Source organism: Nocardia sp. NRRL S-836 (assembly GCF_001279525.1).
Classification (GTDB): Bacteria; Actinomycetota; Actinomycetes; order Mycobacteriales; family Pseudonocardiaceae; genus Lentzea.
Genome location: NZ_LGDY01000114.1, coordinates 1 through 19,965, shown reverse-complemented (window position 1 = coordinate 19,965; position 19,965 = coordinate 1). Strand labels below are relative to the sequence as shown.

18 protein-coding genes are annotated in these 19,965 nt (G+C 71.7%); 14 read left to right on the top strand and 4 right to left on the bottom strand.

Annotated features, from left to right (window positions below):
* Positions 1-7 precede the first annotated feature (7 nt).
* Complete coding sequence (locus ADL03_RS27950; RefSeq protein ID WP_053736545.1) at positions 8-931, bottom strand: anti-sigma factor RsbA family regulatory protein; 924 nt, start codon at positions 929-931, stop codon at positions 8-10.
* Between the two features lie 101 nt (positions 932-1,032).
* On the opposite strand from ADL03_RS27950, the gene ADL03_RS27945 reads away from it, so the two are divergent.
* Complete coding sequence (locus tag ADL03_RS27945) at positions 1,033-1,854, top strand: MerR family transcriptional regulator (protein WP_053736544.1); 822 nt, start codon at positions 1,033-1,035, stop codon at positions 1,852-1,854.
* Between the two features lie 22 nt (positions 1,855-1,876).
* On the opposite strand, the gene ADL03_RS27940 is transcribed toward ADL03_RS27945, so the two are convergent.
* The 3 genes from ADL03_RS27940 to ADL03_RS27930 are packed head-to-tail and all read right to left on the bottom strand — an operon-like array spanning position 1,877 to position 6,307.
* Positions 1,877-3,637 carry an AfsR/SARP family transcriptional regulator gene (locus tag ADL03_RS27940; protein WP_053736543.1) on the bottom strand — a complete coding sequence of 587 codons (1,761 nt, stop codon included), beginning with the start codon at positions 3,635-3,637 and terminating at the stop codon, positions 1,877-1,879.
* A complete protein-coding gene (locus ADL03_RS27935) occupies positions 3,609-4,991 on the bottom strand; it encodes an AMP-binding protein (protein ID WP_053736542.1) in 1,383 nt (460 codons plus the stop codon). The genes ADL03_RS27940 and ADL03_RS27935 overlap by 29 nt, the downstream gene beginning before the upstream one ends.
* On the bottom strand, positions 4,988-6,307 hold the full coding sequence (locus tag ADL03_RS27930) for an MFS transporter (protein WP_063798732.1): 1,320 nt from the start codon (positions 6,305-6,307) through the stop codon (positions 4,988-4,990). Before ADL03_RS27930 ends, ADL03_RS27935 begins: the two co-directional genes overlap by 4 nt.
* A 239-nt stretch (positions 6,308-6,546) precedes the next feature.
* Here ADL03_RS27930 and ADL03_RS27925 point away from each other — a divergent pair, with 239 nt between their 5' ends.
* The 13 genes from ADL03_RS27925 to ADL03_RS27865 are packed head-to-tail and all read left to right on the top strand — an operon-like array spanning position 6,547 to position 19,926.
* A complete protein-coding gene (locus ADL03_RS27925; protein WP_053736541.1) occupies positions 6,547-6,765 on the top strand; it encodes an acyl carrier protein in 219 nt (72 codons plus the stop codon).
* Positions 6,762-9,827 (top strand): amino acid adenylation domain-containing protein, encoded by a 3,066-nt coding sequence (locus ADL03_RS27920; protein ID WP_053736540.1) that lies wholly within the window; start codon positions 6,762-6,764, stop codon positions 9,825-9,827. The genes ADL03_RS27925 and ADL03_RS27920 overlap by 4 nt, the downstream gene beginning before the upstream one ends.
* Positions 9,827-10,516 (top strand): thioesterase domain-containing protein, encoded by a 690-nt coding sequence (locus ADL03_RS27915; protein ID WP_053736539.1) that lies wholly within the window; start codon positions 9,827-9,829, stop codon positions 10,514-10,516. The genes ADL03_RS27920 and ADL03_RS27915 overlap by 1 nt, the downstream gene beginning before the upstream one ends.
* Positions 10,513-11,202: an SDR family NAD(P)-dependent oxidoreductase gene (locus ADL03_RS27910; RefSeq protein ID WP_053736538.1), complete on the top strand. Its 690-nt coding sequence runs from the start codon at positions 10,513-10,515 to the stop codon at positions 11,200-11,202. Before ADL03_RS27915 ends, ADL03_RS27910 begins: the two co-directional genes overlap by 4 nt.
* Positions 11,199-12,344, top strand: coding sequence for a glutamate-5-semialdehyde dehydrogenase (locus tag ADL03_RS27905; protein ID WP_197288706.1), 1,146 nt, complete (start codon positions 11,199-11,201; stop codon positions 12,342-12,344). Before ADL03_RS27910 ends, ADL03_RS27905 begins: the two co-directional genes overlap by 4 nt.
* Entirely contained in the window at positions 12,337-12,591 is a 255-nt protein-coding gene (locus ADL03_RS27900) for an acyl carrier protein (RefSeq protein WP_053736536.1), read from the top strand. Before ADL03_RS27905 ends, ADL03_RS27900 begins: the two co-directional genes overlap by 8 nt.
* Positions 12,588-13,901 carry a TrpB-like pyridoxal phosphate-dependent enzyme gene (locus ADL03_RS27895; protein WP_053736535.1) on the top strand — a complete coding sequence of 438 codons (1,314 nt, stop codon included), beginning with the start codon at positions 12,588-12,590 and terminating at the stop codon, positions 13,899-13,901. Before ADL03_RS27900 ends, ADL03_RS27895 begins: the two co-directional genes overlap by 4 nt.
* A 1-nt stretch (position 13,902) precedes the next feature.
* Positions 13,903-15,084, top strand: coding sequence for a hypothetical protein (locus tag ADL03_RS27890; protein ID WP_053736534.1), 1,182 nt, complete (start codon positions 13,903-13,905; stop codon positions 15,082-15,084).
* The gene (locus ADL03_RS27885; RefSeq protein WP_053736533.1) at positions 15,081-16,496 is read left to right on the top strand and encodes a class I adenylate-forming enzyme family protein; all 1,416 of its coding nucleotides are present in this window, start codon (positions 15,081-15,083) and stop codon (positions 16,494-16,496) included. The genes ADL03_RS27890 and ADL03_RS27885 overlap by 4 nt, the downstream gene beginning before the upstream one ends.
* 8 nt (positions 16,497-16,504) lie before the next feature.
* Positions 16,505-17,671, top strand: coding sequence for a decarboxylase (locus ADL03_RS27880; protein ID WP_053736532.1), 1,167 nt, complete (start codon positions 16,505-16,507; stop codon positions 17,669-17,671).
* On the top strand, positions 17,671-17,910 hold the full coding sequence (locus ADL03_RS48800) for an acyl carrier protein (protein WP_053736531.1): 240 nt from the start codon (positions 17,671-17,673) through the stop codon (positions 17,908-17,910). Before ADL03_RS27880 ends, ADL03_RS48800 begins: the two co-directional genes overlap by 1 nt.
* A complete protein-coding gene (locus ADL03_RS27870) occupies positions 17,907-18,992 on the top strand; it encodes an acyl-CoA dehydrogenase family protein (RefSeq protein ID WP_053736530.1) in 1,086 nt (361 codons plus the stop codon). Before ADL03_RS48800 ends, ADL03_RS27870 begins: the two co-directional genes overlap by 4 nt.
* Positions 18,985-19,926: an acyl-CoA dehydrogenase family protein gene (locus tag ADL03_RS27865; RefSeq protein ID WP_053736529.1), complete on the top strand. Its 942-nt coding sequence runs from the start codon at positions 18,985-18,987 to the stop codon at positions 19,924-19,926. The genes ADL03_RS27870 and ADL03_RS27865 overlap by 8 nt, the downstream gene beginning before the upstream one ends.
* Positions 19,927-19,965 lie beyond the last annotated feature (39 nt).

Sequence of the window (19,965 nt, the reverse complement as noted above, 5' to 3'; positions counted from 1 at the left end):
ATGTCGATCACGTTGCCTTTTTGTTCCCCAGGTCGAATCTGACCTGGATCGCAGTGCCCGACGACGTCGTTTGGGTGCGCACGAGGTCCGCCAAACGGTTGACCAGCAACAGTCCGCGACCACCTGGATCGTTTGCGTGAACGGGTGTGCGTCCGGCCAGAACATCGGTGATGTGGCCGTTGTCGTTGACTTGGCAAACAATGCTTTCGCTTTCGGCCCAGACCCGGACGGTGCTCTCGCCGCCGCCGTGCCTGACGCTGTTGGTCGCCAGTTCGGTGACCGCGAGCGTGAAGTCATGGACGCGGTCCGGCGTGAGACCCAGCTTCGTGGCCTGCTCACGCGCGAACGCCCGCACCGCCGCCATCGCCCCGGCGCCGACACTGGTGCTGACGGCGTTCTCGGGGATGGGCAGCGGCATCGTGTGCGCTGCGACGACGACCCGTGCGGGGTGGAAGTGGTCACTGGGGCGGTGACCGCCGGCGTCGATCACGACCGGGTGGGTCTTCTCGGCGTCGGCGAGCACGTCGTGGCTGAGGGTGGTGGTGTTGTACGGGCAGAGGATGCTGAGGTCACGGCCGCTGAACGCGTAGTTCACCAGCGCCTCGTGCAGCGCGCACGCCGGGTACTCGACGTCGCTGCGCCCCTCCCACACCGGTTCGGCGATGATCCGCAACGGCCCGCGGTGCCGGTCGGCGAACGCGCGGAGGTCGGGGATGATCCGGCCGGGGTTGCGGCCGGAGTCCGCCATGTCGATGAAGGTGACGAGGTGGGCGAACCCGCTCAGCGCGTCCCTGAGCAGCACCAGGCTGTGGCTGGGCACCGCGACGACCACGGGTTCGGCGTTGGCGAGGCCCTCCATGACGAACGGGACGATGCCGTCGATGTAGGACTCCTCGTCGGAGTAGAACAACGCCGGATGGGCGAACGTCATGTGCCACCTCTCGTCAACATCCAAGGATGCGCACCCCGCGCGTTGCTCAAACCATCATTTCTTGACCCTGACACCGTGTCAGCCCCTACACAGGAGCAGTCATGTTCACCATCGGAGACTTCGCCCGTCTGGGGCGGGTGTCAGTGCGGATGCTGCGCCATTACGACGCGGTGGGGTTGCTCCCACCGGCCCACGTCGACCCCGGCACCGGCTACCGCTCCTACACCGCGGCCCAGCTGCACCGGCTCAACCGGCTCGTCGCGCTGAAGGACCTCGGTCTGACGCTCGAACAGGTCCGCGTGGTGCTCGACGAGGAGCTGTCCGCGGAGCAGCTGCACGGCATGCTGTCGTTGCGGCGGGCCGAGCTGCGGCAGCAGATCCTCGCGGACACCGCGCGGTTGCGCCGGGTCGAGGCACGTCTCCACGCCATCGAGAGGGAGGGCGCCATGCCCACCGACGACGTTGTCGTGAAGTCCGTTCCGTCAGCGCGGGTCGCCCGGCTGACCGCCACCGCCGCGTCCTACGGCCCCGAGGACGTCGGCCCGGTCATCCAGCCGCTGTACCCGGAGCTGATGGCGCGGGTCGAACGCGCGGGTGTGCCGATCACCGGGTACGGCATCGCGACCTACGAGCCTGCCGAGGGGGACGCGGTGCTGGTGCGGGCCGGTTTCACCGTGTCGGCGGAGCCGTCGGACGCCCACGACTTCGAGGTCGTGGACCTGCCGGCGCTGCCGCAGGCGGCGACCATCGTGCACCGCGGCCCGATGGACGACGTCGACGCCACCTACCAGGCGGTCGCGCAGTGGATCGAGGCCAACGGGTACCGGCAGAACGGGTACGCGCGGGAGGTGTACCTGCACTACGGCCACGGTGACCCGGCGGACTGGGTCACCGAGCTGCAGCTGGAGATCACGAAGCCGTAGGACCCGGCCGCGGGGTCCGGGATCAGCCGGAACGGCCGCCGAGCAGCTGGGCCACGGCCCGGTGCAGGCGGTCCGACCGGTCGTGCAGGCTGAGCGACCGCAGCGTCGCCAGCTCACCGCGGTACCAGGCCCGGCGGTCCGATGTGGACCGTCGCTGGTCCACCAGCGTCACGTAGTGCTCGACGACGCGGGAGATCGCGGCCGAGGCGTCCCCGTCCTGGCGTTCCCGCGCGAACAACCGGACCAGGTCGGGGACCCGGTAGCGGTCCATCGTCAGGCTTTCGAGCAGTCCGGCGTCGATCAGGCGCTCGGCGACGAGCGACGCCTCGGCCTCCGAGCGCCCGATCAGCGCGCCGATCGTGTCGGCCGCGACCACCGGCAGGTCCAGCGCGCCCAGCAGCCGCAACGCCGACCGCCCGGCCGCGGTGAGGCCGTCCCAGGCGGTTGAGAGGCGTTCGCGGACGCTGTTGTCCTGCCACGACAACAGGTCCAGCCGCCGTCGCGGGTCGGCCAGCCGCGCGGCGAAGTCGGCCGGCGACCAGTCGGGGCGGGTCGCGAGGCGGTCACCGGCGATCCGCAGTGCCAGCGGCAGGTGCTCGCACAGCCGGGCGATCTCGGCGGTGGGCCCTTCGCGGTCACCGATGTGCGCCTTCAGCAGCTCCACCGCCGCCGCGCCGGGCAACCGTCCCAGGTGGACGTGCGACCGGCCGGGCACACCGCGCACCGGCCCGCGGGACGTGGCCAGCACACCGACACCGGCCGGAACCGTGCCGACGTCGGGCACGTCGTCGAGCACCGCCAACACCCCCGGCGGCAACGAGTGCAGCGCCTCGGCGGACGAGAAGTGCAGCACGCCGACGGGGAAGTGGGCGGCGACGGAGAACGCGGCGTGCGCGGCCAGCGCGGTTTTGCCCACGCCGACCGCGCCGTGCACCGCGCAGATCTGTTCGGAGGCGAGCAGTCCGGCCACCGCGGCGATCTCGCGGGACCGGCCGATCAGCACGCCGCGCGGGGGCGGGGTGCGCGGCCGGACCCGCACGGGTGCTGCGCCGAGCAGCGACGGGTCCTCCTGGAGGATGCGTTGTTGCAGGTCCCGCAACGGTTTCGACGGCTCGATGCCCAGCTCGTTGACCAGCAGCCTGCGCAGGTCCCGGTAGGTGCCCAGCGCGTCGGCCTGGTGGCCGCACTTGTAGAGCACGAGCATCAGGTGGGCGTGCAGCCGTTCGCGCAACGGGAACTGCGACACCAGCAGCTTCAGCTCGGGCAGCAACGCCTCGTGCCGGTCGAGCTTGATCTCGGCGTCGATCCGCGCCTCCACGACCGACAGCTGCGACTCCTCCAGCCGCGCCCGTTCGGCCAGCACCGACGGCGTCAGCGGCACGTCCGCGTACGGCACGTCCCGGAACACCGCCAGCGCGCGGGTGAACGCCGACACCGCCTCCTCCAGGTCGGAGGCCGCACGTCCCTGGGACACCAGGGTTTCGTAGTAGTGCACGTCCATCGCGCCGGACGGCACGGCCAGCTGGTAGCCGGGCGCGCGGGTCAGCAGCACGCCGTCGTCGCGCAGGGTGTGCCGCAGCCGCCACACGTACCCGGCGAGCAACCCGGAGGCGGAGGCGGGCGGACCGTCGGGCCACAGGTCGGAGATCAGCCGGTCCGCCGGCACCACCTGGTTGGCGTTGAGCAGCAACGACGCCAGCAGCGCGCGTTGTTTCGCCGACCCGATGGTGCGCCACGACGAACCGTCGAAGACCTCAACCGCGCCGAGGATCCGGAACCGCACCCGCCACCTCCCCGAGGTCGGCGGCGAGCCGGCGCCGGTCGATCTTCCCGTTGCCGTTCAACGGGAAGCCGGTGACGGGCGAGAACGTGCGCGGCACCATGTACGCGGGCAGCTCCGCGCCGACCAGCGCCTCCAGCTCGGCGGGGGAGGCGGTGCCGGTGTAGACGGCGTGCAGCTCACCGGGCGCGAGCACGACGACGTCCTGCACCAGCGGGTGGCGGCGCAGCACCGACTCGATCTCGCCGAGCTCGACCCGGTAGCCGTGCACCTTCACCTGGTCGTCGAGGCGGCCGTGGTGCACCAGCACGCCGTCCTCCCAGCGCACCCGGTCGCCGGTGCGGTAGCGGCCGCCGAGGAACCGGCCCACGTTCTGCTCCGGGTCGAGGTATCCGGAGAAGCACTGCGAGCCGCCGACGCACAGCTCGCCGTCCTCGGTGATCTCGAACGACAGGTGCGGGTAGACCTCGCCGATCGGCACGGTCCCGTTCGACGTCACCGGCCAGACGCCGGGCAGCCGGTAGCCGGTGCAGGTGACGGTCAGCTCCGTTGGCCCGTAGAGGTTCTCGATGGTCGAGGCGGGCGCGGCGGTCGACCACGCCCGTGCCGCGTCCAGCGTCAGCTGCTCGCCCGCGAACAGGCTCCACCGCAGCGTCGGCATCGCATTGGGCCGCAGCTGGCGCAGCCGCCTGGCCAGCGAGATGACCGACGGCACCGAGAACCAGTGCGTGATCTCATGGGTGTTCACGAACCGGACCGGCGCCATCTTGTCGTCCGGCCGTGCGACGACCACGGACGCACCCGCCGACCAGGCCACGAACATGTCGAACACGGACGGGTCAAAGGTGAGCTCGAACGTCTGCGACAGCCGGGACTCCGGTGAGACGCCGTAGCGGGCCACGTTGTAGTCCAGGTACTCCAGCACGTTGCGGTGCCGGATCGGCACGCCCTTCGGCGTTCCGGTGGAGCCGGACGTGAACAGCGTGTAGGCCACGTCGTCCGCCTCGCCGGTGTACGGCTCGTCCCACGGCGTTCCGCTGCCCGCGGCCGACACGACGTGCGTGACCGAGGCGGCGGAGCAGATCGCCGCGACCCGTGCGGCCGGCCAGTCCGGGCTGATCGGCACGACGGCCGCGCCCAGCCGCAACCCGGCCAGATAACCCGCGTAGGCGTCGACGGTCCGGGTGGCGACGACGCCGACCGCCGCGGGCACCCCGCCCGCGTCCCGCACGACCTGACCGGCCGTGCGCAGCACCAGGTCGTGCAGGTCCGCGTAGGTCCACGCCGACTCGGCGACCAGCGCCACCGCGTCCGGGTGCCGCTCGGTGGTCGCGGCGAAGCGTTGCCACAGGGTCACGCCTTCGCCTCCTCCGGCTTGTCCTTCTGGTCAGCGGCCTGGTCCTCTGCCGCCTCGTCCTCGGGCTCGTCCGGCTGGTCGACCGCGGCCACCGCCTCGGGCGTGACGACCCGGAAGAACGGGATCACGATCGCCAGGCACAGCGCGGCGAACAGGCCGAACGCCCAGCGGTAGCCGGCGAACTGCGCGATCACACCGGACAGGAAGGCCGCGATCGGCGAGGCACCCCAGGCGACCACCCGTGCGGCGGCGCTGTAGCGGCCCATCATCTCGGCGGGCACGAACGTCTGCGTGATCACGCGCGAGTTGGCCGTCCACATGACACCACCGGCACCCGCGACGAACGCCGCGGCGCCGATCACGTACGCGCTGCTCGGCTCCGCCGGCAGGAACGCGGGCGCGGCGACGAGCGCGAACGAGCCGATGATGTCCACGAACATCGACCAGCGGCGGCCCAGCAGCCTGTTGATCCACCCGACCAGCAGGGAGCCGACCACACCACCGGCGCCCAGCCAGGTGAGCAGCAGGCCGTACTGCTGGGCGGACAGCCCGAGCGGCCCGCCGACCGCGTACACCGGGATCAGCGCGAGCCAGGCACCCCAGCAGGCCGCCATCGCCGTGATCATCAACGACATCGTGCGCAGGAGCTTGTTGCCGAACAGGAACCCCAGGCCGTCCTTGATCTCCGCGTGCACGGACTTGCGCTCGGTCGTCGGCTCCACCTTGAACTTGCCGACCAGCGAGAGCAGCAGCAGGGCACCGACGGCGTAGACGAGCCCGGAGACACCGAACGCGACCGCGAAGCCCGCCGCCGTCAGGAAACCGCCGATCGGCGTGCCCAGGAAGCCGTTCGCGAGGTACTCGAGGCCGGTGACCCGTTCGCTGACCTTCTGCCAGCGCTTCTTCGGGATGGCGTTGGGCAGGATCGCCGCGCCGGACACCCCCGCGAGCACGTCGGCGAGACCGAGCACCAGTGCGACGAGGTAGATCAACGGCAGGCTGACCGCGTCCGCGAAGTACGCCAGCAGGATCACCGCGACCGAGGCGGTGCGGGCGATCTCGGCGCTCATCATGAGCGTGCGGCGGTCCATGCGGTCGACGAAGACACCGATGTGCAACGCGGTCAGCAGCCACGGCAACGTCATCAGCGAGGCCACCGCGGTCACCACGATCGGCGACGTCGTGATGCCGACCGTGAGCAGCGGCAGGGCGACCCGCGTGACCGCGTCCGCGATGTTCGTGGTGCCGGTGAACGTTACCAGCAACCATTCGTTGCGGCGCGCCGTGGCAGGACGCAGCTCGTCGGGTGAATTCACGGCAGTTCCCCGTCCGTTCGGCCATTTGGTTTGTGAATGGGCAGCTCCGAAAACGCGATGCCTGGGGCTGTGAACCGGTGTTTCCGCAGGTGAAATCCGGTACAGCGAGCGCGCACGAGCTGCCTCTCCATTCCAGGGTGACCCACTATTACCCGGCCTGCGAGGCCTGTCCAGCCCGTACAGCGACATTCCATCGCGCGAACATCGAGAAAACATCGGCGGCGCTGAAGCTTGCGCTCATGTCCGACCTGGATTCGGTGATTGCCCGGTACGCGTCGACCGACTTCGACGACTCGACCCCGTTGCTGGAAGCGGGCATCGAGTCGCTCGCGCTGCTGCGGCTCGCGGTCGAGGTCGCGACGGACGACGACGCGGAGATCGACGCCACGCGGCTGGTCGAGCTCCGCACGGTGGGGGACCTGAAGGGCTGGTTGCGCGACTTGGAGGGAGCGGCATGAGGCTGCCCATGACGGAGTCCCAGAAGGGACTGCTGGTCGTCGACGCGGGTGCGCCGGCCGACTCCGTGCTGTACAACCAGCTCGTCCGCTTCGACATCGACCCCGCGCTGAGCGACGAGGCGGTGTCGCGGGCGTTGCTGACGCTGGTCACGATCCAGCCGGCGATGCGCGAGGTGTTCGCCGCGCTGCCGCAGATGCACGCCTCGCTCACGCCACCGCCGGTCGTGGTGCCGATGGAGCGCGTGACCGTGCAGGCGTGGGAGTTCGAGCAGGCGATCACCGATGTCGCGCAACGGATCGGCCGGCCGACGTTCGACCTGTCGCGCGGCCCGGCGTACCGGTTCGCGCTCGTGCGGGCGGCGGACCTGAGCGCGGCGGCGGTGCTGCTGGCCGACCACCACATCATCCTCGACGGCATCTCGCTCGGCCCGTTCGTGCGCGACCTCGAAGCCGCGCTGGCCCATCCGCTGTCCCGCGAGGAGCTGGCGGCCAAGCGGGAGGCGCGCGAGATCGCGTTCCGCAAGGAGCTCGAGGCGCAGACCCGCAGCGCCAGCCCGGAACGCGTCGCGGAGCGGGCCAAGGAGTGGGCCGAGCAGCTGCGCGAGGTGCCACCGCTGGTGCTCTCGCCGCGGCCGGGCCGCCCGTCCTACACCTCGTTCACCGGCGCGCGGATCAGCTGGACGATGTCCGACGCCGAGGGCAAGGCGCTCACCGAGCTGTGCCGCCGCCTGGACGTGACGCCGTTCGTGGTGTTCAGCGGCATGTACGGCCTGGTGCTCGCGCGGCACGGCAACGTGGGCAGCGTGCTGATCGGCAGCCCGTTCATGGCGCGGCGCACGATCGGCGCGTTCGACCTGTGCGGGTTCTTCGTCAACACCCTGCCGGTCACCGTCGAGGCCGAGTGGTCGCGCACGGTCGACGAGCACCTCGGCAAGGTGGTCAAGGGCGCGGTCGACCACTGCCGGTCCAACGTGGACATCACGTTCAACCAGCTGGTCGCGCACGCCCGGCCGGAGCGGTCGAGCAACCGCAACCCGTTGTTCAGCGCGATGCTCGCCATGCAGGACACGTTCTCGGAGTCCAAGGGCTCCGTGCTGCGCATGCACGAGCTGGGCAACGGCAACGCGAAGTTCGACCTGTGGCTGGGCGCGACGCCGGTCGACGGGCGCTGGCAGTTCGAGCTGGAGTACGACCGCGAGCTGATCTCGCCGCCCACCGCGGACGGCCTGCTCACGTCGCTGCGCTCGGCGATGCGCCGCGCGCTGGCCGACTCGTCGGTCGCGCTGGCGGACCTGTTCACCGACTGGCCGGTGCCGCGCAACGACGGCTGGCACCGCGCGATCGCGGACGGCTCGTTCGCCTCGATCGTCGACGACGTGGCGGCCGGTGCGCCGGACGCCGTCGCGATCGAGACGCCGGACCGCACGTTCACCTACCGCGAGCTGGTCGCCGCCGCCCGCAGGGTCGCGAACGGCCTGGCGGCCAAGGGGATCGGCCCCGGTGACGTCGTCGGCCTGGTGAACCAGGACCTCGCCGACACCACGGTCGCCATCCTCGCGATCCTCCGCCGCGGCGCCGCCTACCTGCCGCTCGACCCGTCGCTGCCGGACGAGCGGCTCGCGTACATGATCGAGAAGGCCGGTTGCGGGTTCGTCATCGGCCGCGACGCCGAGGTGTCCACGTTGGACGGTCCGGGCGCCGCGCTGGTGGAGGGCACCGGGTTCCCGGTCTACGTCATGTACACCTCGGGTTCGACCGGTAAGCCCAAGGGTGTCGAGATGGGTCACGGCCCGCTCGCGAACCTGACGGCGTGGCAGCTCGCGGCCATGCACATGGACGCCGACACGAGGTTCCTGCAGTACGCGCCGCTCGGGTTCGACGTGTCGTTCCAGGAGATCATCCCGACGCTGGTCGCGGGCGGCACGATCGTGTCGCGCGAGCCGGCCGACCGCCGGATGTTCCCGGCCGTGCTGACCCGGATCGCCTCGACCGAGGTCACGCACGTGTACCTGCCGGTCGCGGCGCTGCGGCCGTTGGTGCAGCTGGCGAACGCGCGCGGGGTCGTGTTGCCGCACCTGCGCTACCTGTGCGTCTCCGGCGAGCAGCTGATGGTCGACGACGAGGTGCGGATGTTCTTCGAACGGCACCGGCACTGCGTTCTCGTGAACCTGTACGGGCCGACGGAAACGCACGCCGTGACCTCGCACCGGCTGTCGTACCGCGAGAACGACTGGGCCGCGCACGTGCCGATCGGCCTGCCGTACCCCGGGGTCGAGGCCTACGTCGTGGACTCGACCGGGCACCTCGCGCCGCCCGGGGTGGTCGGCGAGCTGTACCTGGGCGGGCTGTGCCCGGCCACCGGGTACGTCAACGACCCGGAGATCACCGCCCAGCGGTTCGTGCCGGACCGGTTCGCCGGCGACGGGACCATGTACCGCACCGGCGACCTGGTCGTGCGCGATGACGACGACGTGCTGACGTTCCTCGGGCGGGCCGACGACCAGGTCAAGATCCGCGGCTACCGGATCGAGCTGGGCGAGATCGAGACCGTCGCGAACCGGTGCCCCTCGGTGCACCAGGCGGTCGCGGTCGTGCGCGGCGAGGGCGTGGACCGCGAGCTGGTGCTGTTCGTGGTGCCCTCCGGTGAGCTGGACAACGACGCGATCAAGGCGGAGATGTCCCGGTCGCTGCCGTCGTACATGGTGCCGGTCTGGGTGTTCGAGCTGGACACCGTGCCGACCACGCCGACCGGCAAGACCGACCGGGACGCGCTGGTGGCCCGCAGCGACGAACTGCTGGTGGTGCCCGAGGAACCGGCGGCGGTCGAGTACGAGGACGAGCTGGAGCGCGACCTGGCCGGCATCTGGGCCGGTGTGCTCAACGTCGAGCCGATCGTGCGCGACCGGCCGGTGCTGGAGTACGGCGCGCATTCGCTGACCATCTTCACCGTCCTGGCCGAGGTGCAGGAGCGTTACGGCGTCCCGGTGCCGATGATCGACTTCTTCGGTTCGCCGACCGTCGCGACGCTGGCCGGCCTCGTCCGTGCCGGGAAGGCGGGCTGATGCTCGGCCGACTGATCACGCTCGTGCGGCGCGGCGACCGGCCGTCCGCCGTGCTGCTGCCCGGAGCCGGCGGTGGCCTCAACCCGTACCTGCGGCTGGCCACGCACCTGGGCGCGCGGTACAACGTCCACGCCGTCCGCGCGGCCGGCCTGGTTCCCGACGAGGAGCCGGAGCGCACGATCGCGGAGATGGCGGACTCGGCGCGGCACGCGCTGGCCGAGGCCGGCGTGGAGCCCGAGCTGGTGTTCGGGTGGTCGCTGGGCGGCACGATCGGCTGGGAGCTGTGCCAGCGGCTGCCGGGCGCGCCGGACCTCGTGCTGGTGGACAGCTCGCCGTTGCCGCGTGTGTCCACTGTGGAGGACGACACCGAGCTGCGGGAGTTCATCGTCGGCATGCTCGGCCCGCGACCGGACCCGGCCACCGCCGACCGGGTGCGGGCGACGTTCGACACGCAGGTCGCGGCGCTCGCCGACTACCGCGGCACCGGCAGCTACGCCGGGCGCGTGCTGATGCTGATGTGCCTGGACGACGACTTCCGCGACCGCGAGGCAGCCGCGGACCGCTGGTGCGAGCTGGCACCCGACCTGGTCACCGGCACGCTGGCGGCCTCGCACTACAGCGTTTTCGACCCTGAGCACCTGCCGGAGCTCACGGCACAACTCGACGCGTTCCTGGGGGTGCGGGCATGAGCCTCGCGGTGGTGAGCGGTGGCACGCGCGGGATCGGGCTGGCGTTGAGCCGGCGCCTGGTCAAGCTCGGCTACGAGGTCGTGGCGCTGTACCGGTCGGACCGGGCAGCGGCGGAGGCGTCCGGCCTGCGCACGTACCAGGTCGACGTGGCCGACGCGGACGCGGTCGAGAAGGTGGCCGCGGAGATCGGCGCGGTGTCGGTGCTGGTGAACAACGCCGGGGTCAACATCGACCGGCCGTTCCTGGACATGTCCGTCGAGGACTGGCGGACCGTGGTCGACACCAACCTGTCCGGCGCGTTCTACCTGACGAAGGCGTTCGTGCCCAGGATGGACGAGGGCACCGTGATCAACGTCGGTGCCACGACCGGCATGCGGGCCAGGACGAACGGCGCCAACTACTGCGCGTCCAAGGCCGGGCTGCTGCACCTGACCAAGTGCCTGGCGCTGGAGCTGGCGCCGCGGATCCGGGTGAACTGCCTGATCCCCGGCATGACCGAGACCGACGAGCTGGTCACCCGGTTCCGGCTGGACGACCCGGTCGCGCGGGCCCAGGTGATCTCCGAGATCCCGGTGGGGCGCATGGGAACCGTCGAGGACGTCGCGGACGGGCTGGAGTTCCTCGTCAACGGCACGTACGTGACCGGGCAGAAGCTGATCGTGGACGGTGGCCAGTGGATGTGGTGACGCGTGCGGGGCAGGCCAGAGCAGCCGCCCCGCCACCGGGAGACCCGCGGTACGCCGACTACTGCTCCGAGCTCGCGATCGGCCTCGCGAAGGACTGGTCGCGGGTGCTCGACGCGAACGCCGCCGACGTCGCCGACTCCGGTCTGGAGGGCGAGCTGCTGGACCGGCTCACGCTGGCCCAGCGCCACCTCGACGTGCTGCTGAAGCTGGCCGACGACGTGCGCGGCGAGCTGCCCCGCGTGACCGCGCGGGCCGGCAACCGGATCGCCAAGCCGCTCGGCGTCGTGCTGATGATCTACGAGGCGCGGCCGACGGTCACGATCGAGGGCGCGCTGCTGCCGGTCGCGGTCGGCAACGCGGTGATCCTGCGCGGTGGCAAGGAGATGGCGCAGACCAACGCCGAGCTCGGCCGGATCGCGGCCGAGGCGGCGGCGAGGGCCGGGCTGCCCGACGGGATGGTGCAGGTCGTCACCGACCACGACCGCCGCGTGGTGCGGGAGCTGTTGAAGCGCCACGACGTCATCGACGCGCTGATCCCGCGCGGCAGCCCCTCGTTGATCGACTACTGCCTGTCGGCCTCGACGATCCCGGTGATCGCCTCCGGCGGCGGGGTGAACCACCTGTACGTCGACGCCAGCGCCGACGTCGCGCTCGCGGTGGCGATCGCGCTGGACAGCAAGCTGCCGGAGCCGACCGCGTGCAACACGCTGGAGATGGTGCTGGCGCACGAGGACATCGCGCCCGCGCTGATCGAGGCGCTGGAGGCGGCGCGGGACGGGTGGGCGCTGAAGCTCGACCTCGACGCGCACGACCACGGCCGCGAGTTCCTGGACCGCACGATCGCGCTGCACCGCGTGTCCTCTGTGGACGACGCGGTCGCGCACATCCGCCGGTACGGGTCCGGTCACACCGAGGGCATCGTCGCCTCGGACCGTGCGGTGGTGACCCGGTTCCTCAACACCGTGGACGCGGCCGCGCTCGTCGTGAACGGCTCGCTGCGGCTGCACGACGGCCCGACCATGGCGCTCGGCCCGGAGCTGTCGATCAGCACCGGCCGGCTGCACGTGCGCGGACCGGTGGGCCTGTCGGCGTTGCTGACCTACAGCTGGGTGATCGAGGGGGAGGGGGCGTTGCGTGGCTGAGATCGGGCACGTCGTGAAGAAGCTGGTCATCCGCGAGTCCCGGCTGGCGCTCGACCCCGCGGACCTCGCCGACGACGAACCGCTGAACGGCTCGCTGCTGCGGATCAACTCGCTGGGGTTCCTCGGCATGCTGGTCAAGCTGGAGGACGAGCTGGACGTGACGCTGCCGGACGACCTGTTCGCCGGCCGCAAGTTCACGACGGTCGCGGACATCGTCGACGTGGTCAGCGCGGCGGTCGAGTCATGACCGCGCCCACAATGATCACGCACTGGCAGAGCGTGCTGCCGCACCTGGGGTACGACCTGCCGCCGGACCTGACCCCGGAGACCTCGTCCGGCGCGGTCACGGCCGGGCTGCCGCTGGAGCTGGTGCGGCAGTCGGTGTCGGCGAGGGAGTTCTGGGAGATCCCGGAGCCGGTGCTGGAGCGCTACCGGTCGTACCGGCCGTCGCCGCTGTGGCGGGCGCGGCGGTTCGAGGAGGAGGTCGGCGCCCGCGTCCCGATCTACGTGAAGTACGAGGGCGGCAACATCTCCGGCAGCCACAAGCTGAACACCGCGCTGGCGCAGGCGTTCTACTACCACCGCGCCGGTTTCCGCGAGCTGGTCACGGGCACCGGCGCCGGCCAGTGGGGCACGGCGCTGGCGGCGGCGTGCGCGGCGTTCGGCATGACCTGCACGGTGTTCATGGTCGGCGGTTCGCTGCGGGACAAGCCCTACCGGGGCAGCCTGATGCGGTTGTTCGGCGCGGAGGTGCACGCGTCGCCGAGCACGCTGACGTCGGTCGGTCAGTCGGGGCAGCAGGCGAACAGCCTGTCGCTCGCGATCGGCGAGGCCGTCGAGTACGCGGCGGCGGACCCGAAGCGGGCGTTCTGCATCGGCTCCGGCGAGACGTACTCGATCCTGCACCAGACCGTGATCGGCCTGGAGGCGGCCGAACAGCTGCCGGAACCGGTGGACGTCGTGGTGGGCTCGGTCGGCGCCGGGTCGAACTTCGGCGGCATCGCGCTGCCGTTCTTCGCGCGCGGCTCCGGCGAACGGCTGCTGGCGGTCGAGTCGTCGGCCACGCCGAAGCTCACCCGCGGCGTCTACGCCTACGACCACACGGACGCGACGGGCACCGGACCGGTCGAGGCGATGTACACGATCGGCTCCTCGTACGGCATCCCGCCGTCGCACTCGGCGGGGCTGCGGTTCCACGGCGCGGCGAAGGTGATCTCGGCGATGCGGCACCACGGCCAGGTGGACGCGGTGGCCGTGGGACAGCGCACGGCGCTGGAGGCGGCGCGGGCGTTCGCGATGACCGAGCTGGTGCTCCCGGCGCCGGAGTCGGGGCACGCGCTCGCCGCGGCGATCACGTGCGCGACGAGCGGGGTGCCGGGCGGTGCGACGGGTGACGGTGTGGGCGGCGTGGCGCGCAAGGGCGTGCTGGTGTGCGTGAGCGGACACGGCCTGCTCGACCTCTCGGCGTACGACCGGCTGCTCGCCGGCCTGCCCGAGGACGCGCCCGCCGACGAGGAAGCGCTGCGTGCCGCCGTGGCCGGACTGAGGAGGGTCTGACATGACGAGCGACTCCAGCGACCTGACCGAATCGGGCGTCCACGCCGACTCCGGCGAGCGTGCCGACTCGGGCGACCGCGTTGGCTCCGGCGTCCGCGCCGACGTACACGGTTCCGCCGACGCCTCGGATTCCGCCGATTCCCGGGGCCCCGCCGATTCCCGCGGTCCCGCCGTCGCCCATAGTCCCGCCGATCCCAACGGCCCCGCCGACTTCACCGGCCTGCGCGCCGACCTCATGGACTGCCTCCAGGTCAACCTGGCGATCCTCGCCGACCGCCACCACGGCCCCGGCACGCACCTGGCGCTGGGCGCCGAGCTGACCGGCGAGTCCACGCTGGACTCCCGGCTCGCCCAGGCCGCCCGCCTGCTCGGCCTGCGGGTGGTGGAGCGGCACGACGACGCCGCGCTGCGGGACCGCGCGACCGGTGAGCTCCAGTACGCGGTGGCGGACGCGTTCGACCTGAGCTGGGTGCCGTACGCCGGCCACCAGCACATGGACCACAGCTTCCTGTTCCGCGACGGCGGCGACGCCTGCGAGGTCGTCGACGGCTACCACAACGGCACGCCCTGGGGCGATGCGCGGCCGGGTGTGTGGCGGGTGCCGTGGGACGAGCTGCCGAGGGCCACCGTGGTCGAGCTGGCGTTCGGCGAGCTGCCTGCGCCGCAAGCGATTGCGCCGTTCGTGAGCACGGTCGACGTGTCCGCCATGTGCGCCGACGTCGAACGGATGGTGCTCGACATCTGGCTGCTGGCACGGTCACGCGGCCTGCACGCGGCGTGGCTCGACTCGGCGACGTTCGAGGAGCACGCCCGCGAGTGGAACGCACTGGCCGCGCACAGCTACGTGGCGATGCGCCGGGTGCTGCGCGGCGGGGTGCTGGTGCCGAGCGTGCCCGGTGAACTGGCCCGGCTGCTGAAACGCGATGAAGAGCTGACACACGTGCGTTCCGTGGTGTCGGCCGAAGCGAGCGAAGTGCTTGTGAACCGGGTTCACAGCGGTCGGACGCCGTTGCGCGAGTTGCCGGGGTTCAGCTCGTTCCGGCTGGTCGACGTGATCGAACGGGTCGAGGCGCGGCTCGGTGTGGAGATCGAGGCCGAGGCGCTCACGCCGGACAGCCTGCGGGACCTGGACTCGCTGTGCGGGCTGTTCGCCGGCGCGGCCGTGGTGGGGAGCACGAGATGACGCTGCTGCACGAGTTCCTCGACCGCGCGGCCCGGTCCCGGCCGGACTCGCTCGCCGTCGGGCACGGCGACACGACGCTCACCTACCGCGAGCTGCACCAGGCCAGCCGCCGCATCGCGACCTGGCTGCACCGGCAGGGCGTGCGGCGCGGTGACCGGGTCGTCATCGTCGTCCCGGTCGACCTGCTCATGCCCGCCCTGCTGTACGGCTGCTCACGGGCCGGTGCGGTGTTCAGCGTGCTCAACCCGCAGTCGCCGGAGGTCGCGATCACCCACGTGGTCGAGGACTGCGAGCCGGTGCTGGTGCTGCGCGACCTCGACGAGGTGCGCAGGGCCGTGGCGGACGGCGACGAGGAGACCGTGCCGGGACCGATCGCGGTCGACCCGGTGTGCCTGGTCTACACCTCGGGCAGCACCGGGATGCCGAAGGCGGTCGTCTCCACGCACGCGCAGGTCGTGTTCGCCGCGCGGGCCATCCAGTCGCAGCTGGAGTACCTGCCGAACGACACGGTGTTCTGCGCGTTGCCGCTGGCGTTCGACTACGGGCTCTACCAGGTGTTCCTGAGCACGCTGGCGGGTGCGCGGCTTCAGCTCGGCAGTGCGGCGGACGCCGGCCCGCAGCTGGTGCGCCACCTCAGGGCGTGCGGTGCGACCGTGCTGCCCGCGGTGCCGGCGATGGCGGCCGGGCTCGCGCGGATGCTCGCCAGGCCGGGCACGCAGCCACCGGCGTTGCGGCTGCTCACGAACACCGGCGCGGCCATGCAGCCCGAGGTGATCGCCGACCTGCGGCACCAGATCCTGGGCCTGCAGGTGCAGCTGATGTTCGGGCTGACCGAGTGCAAACGCGCGGCGATCATGCCGAAGGACGAGGACCTGCGCAGGCCGGGCGCGTGCGGGAAGGCGTTGCCGGGCACCGAGATCCTCGTCGTCGACCCGGACGGCACACCGGTGCCGGTCGGTGAGGTCGGCGAGATCGTGGTGCGCGGCCCGAACGTGATGAGCGGCTACTGGCGGCGTCCCGAGCTGACCGCGCAACGGTTTCCGCGCGACGAGGGCCTGTTCCCGAAGCTGCGCACCGGCGACTACGGGCGGCTCGACTCCGACGGCTACCTGTACTTCGTGGGGCGGCGCGACGACATCTACAAGGAGCACGGGTCGCGGGTCAGCGTCACCGAGGTCGAGGCCGCGGCGCACCGCGTGCCGGGCGTCGACGCGGCCGCGGTGCTGCCGCCGGTGAGCGGGCAGCACGGGGCGACGTTGTTCGCGGTCACCTCGTTGAGCGCCGAGCAGGTGCTGGCGCTGCTGCGCGACCAGATCGAGGACGCGAAGGCGCCGCGGGTGTGCGTGGTCGTGACCGAGATCCCGTTGACCCCCAACGGGAAGGTCGACCGGAAGAGGCTGCAGCATGCCTAGGGGGACACGTGGCTGAGTACGTCTACGACCTCGACGAGGTGCGGCGGTGCCACGCGCTGCTGCGCTCGTCGCTGCCGCGGCCCAGCGAGATCTACTACTCGCTCAAGGCGAACCCGCACCCGTTCGTCGTGCGGACGTTGCGGGAGCTGGGCTGCCTGGCCGAGGTGTGCTCGCCGGGCGAGCTGCAGGTGGCGCTGGACGCCGGGTACTCCGGCGAGCAGCTGCTGTACACGGGGCCGGGCAAGCGGGACGAGGACCTGCGGGAGGCGGTGAAGGAGGGCGTCACCGAGTTCTCCGTCGACTCGCCGTTCGGGCTCGACCAGCTGAACGCGCTCGGCGTGCCCGTGCGGGCGATCGTGCGGATCAACGACGAGCAACCGGTGCCCGGTCACGGACTGACGATGACCGGTGTGCCGTCACAGTTCGGTGCCGACCTGACCTGGGTGCTCGCCGACCCGGCCGCGTTCGCGTCGCGCGAGAACGTGTCGGTGGCCGGCTTCCACCTGTACATGGGCACGAACATCAGCGACGAGGACGCGTTGCTGAACCAGTTCCGCCAGGCCGCGGGAACCGCTCGCCGGCTCGTCGACGAGACCGGCCTCGCCGTGGAGCTCCTCGACCTCGGCGGCGGGTTCGGCGCACCGTTCGCCAGGGCGGGCGACCTGCCCGTCTTCCCCGGCCTGGCGGACGGTCTCGCCGCCCTGCTGGACGAGACGTTCCCCGGCTGGCGTTCCGGCGCGCCGGTGGTGGCGTTCGAGACGGGCCGCTACCTGACGGCGACCTGCGGGACGTTGCGGACGCGGGTGCTCGACGTGAAGCGCTCGCAGGACCGGCCCGTGGTCGTGCTGGAGTCCGGGGTGAACCACCTCGGCGGCATGTCGGGGCTGCGCCGGCTGCCGCCGATCGTGCCGGACGTGGTCGCGTCCGGAGAGCCGGTGCCGGACACGATCGTCGCCGGTCCGCTGTGCACGCCGGTCGACACGTGGGCGCGGGCCGCGGCCGTCGCGCCGGTGTCGCCGGGGGACGTGGTGAGCGTTCCCAATGTTGGCGCATATGGACTTTACGCCTCGCTTGTCGCGTTCCTCGGACATCCGCTGGCGCATGAAGTGGTCGTGGACGGTGGCGTGGTCGTCGACGAGTCGCGGCTGGAACTCAGACGAGAGAGGGGTTTGTAGTGGACGCGGAATTCCCGGCCGTGCTGCGGCCGTTCCTGAAGTACGCGGGGGCGCGGACCATCACGCCCGAGTCGTCGTTGCGCGACCTCGGGCTGGACTCGATGCGCGCCATCGAGCTGTTGTTCGCCATCGAGGACAACTACCGGGTGTCGCTGCCCGACGAGCTGCTGACCGACGCGACCTTCGCGACGGCGGGCAGTCTCTGGGCGGCCGTGGACTCGTTGCGGATAGCGTCGTGAACCCCGCACTGGAGAAGGTGCTGGCGGTCACCGCCGAACACGCCGGCCGCTGCGACGCCGAGGCGGCGTTCCCTGTGGAGGCGCTGGAAGCGTTGCGGGACAGCGGTTTGCTGGCACTGCCGGTGGCGGGGTCGGTGCGTGACGTCGTGGACGTGACGCTGCGGCTGGGCCGTGAGGACATGTCCGTCGCGATGATCTACGCGATGCACTGCCAGCAGGCCTTCGCACTGGTGCGGCACGCGCCGGCACTGGTGGACCGGATCCGGTCCGGCCGCGTGTACCTGGCCTCCGTGACCACGGAGAAGGGCAAGGGCGGTCACCTGCTGTCGTCCGAGTCCACTGTGGACTGGGTGGACGGTTCGCTGCGCATCGACCGGGACGCGCCGATCGTGACCGGCGGCGTGCACGCGGACGCGTTCCTGGTGACGGTGCTGGCCCCGGACGCCACCTCGCCGACCCAGGTGTCGCTGGTGTACGCGGACCGGTCGCAGCTCGACGTGGTCGAGGTGCTCGGCGGCTGGGACCCGCTGGGCATGCGGGCCACCCACAGCGTGCCGATGCGGCTTGCCGGGACCGTGCCCGCGGCCCAGGTCGTGGGCGAGCCCGGCGGTTTCCGCGACGTGGTGGCCACGACCTTCGGCCCGCTGGCGCACCTCGGCTGGGCTGCGGCGTGGCTGGGGGCGGCTTCCGGAGCGTTCTCCCGCGTCCTGGGCCTGGTGCGCGGCTCACGGCAGTTCGACCCGTCGTCCGAGCTGCTGCTGACCCGGATCGCCCAGGTGCGCGGCCGGCTGGAGGTCGTGCACGCGCTGCTGCGGCACACGCTCGACGCCGACTTCTCGACCGGCGCGGGCCAGATGCTGGTGAACACGCTGAAGGTGCGGGCCGCCTCGGAGTGCTTCGCCGCCGTCGACGAGCTGGTCGAGCTCGTCGGCCTGCGCCACGGCTACCTGCGGTCGTCGGACCTGGCGCTGGAGCGCACGTTCCGCGACCTGCGCTCGGCGTCGCTGAACTACTCGAACGACCGCCTGCTGCTGGCCAACGGCGCACTGGCGCTGCTCGATCGGCAGGTGCGCCTTGCGTGAAGCCTGGCTGGAGCTGGACCCGGCCGTCGCCGACGTGTCCATTCTGGACGGACGCCACCCCGTCGGGGTGGTGCTCGGCTGCTGTGTCCAGCTCGCCACGGCCTTGCCCCTGTTGCGCGGCAACGGACACCCGCTGACCGCCGCGGTCGAGTCCGGCGACGCGATCGTGGCCCTGGCGGCGACCGACGACGTGGGCGCCGGGTCGGACCTGATGTCGATGGGCACCACGGCACGTTTGACGGACACCTCGGTGGTCGTGTCGGGCACCAAGCGGTGGATCACGAACGCCTGCCACGCCTCCCACGCCCTGGTCCTGGCGCGGCACAAGCCGGTGCGGCACTTCACGAGCTTCTGCTGGGTCCTGGTCCCGCTCGACGCCCCCGGCGTCCGCGTGACACCGGAACCGACCTCGCTCTTCGAGGGCGCCGGCATCGGCGCGATCACCCTGGACGAGGTGACCCTGGACCGCTCGGCGCTGGTCGGCCCACCCGGCCGCGGCCTGGCCTCCTTCGCACTGCACGTGGCCGCGGAACGCCGAGCCGGCGCGCTGTGGGCGGTGGCGCTGTGCCGCCGCGTGCTGCGCGACGTGCGCTCGCGCCTGGAGAAACAGCCGCTCGGCGAGGGCGTGCTGTGGGACAACGCGGCCGTGCGCGAACGCTTCGCGCGCTGCGTGGTGGAGACGTGGCGCCTGGCGGCGGTCTGCTCGGCCGCCGTGGACCTGGCCTCGGCGATGGCGTTGAAGGTGGCCGTCGCGGACGGGCTGGACCTCGTTTTGCGGGAGTGCACGCAGCTGCTGGGGGCCGAGGCGTTCGTGGACGGTGGGATCGCGGAGCTGCGGGCGGCGGTGGCGATGTTCGGGGTGGCCGGCGGGGCCGTGGGGGCGATGCTGGCGGGGGTTGCGGAGCACGCGGACGAGTTGCTGGGGGTGCGGTGAGGGGCGGGGCTGTTGCGGTGCCGGTCGGCGCGGTGGGGG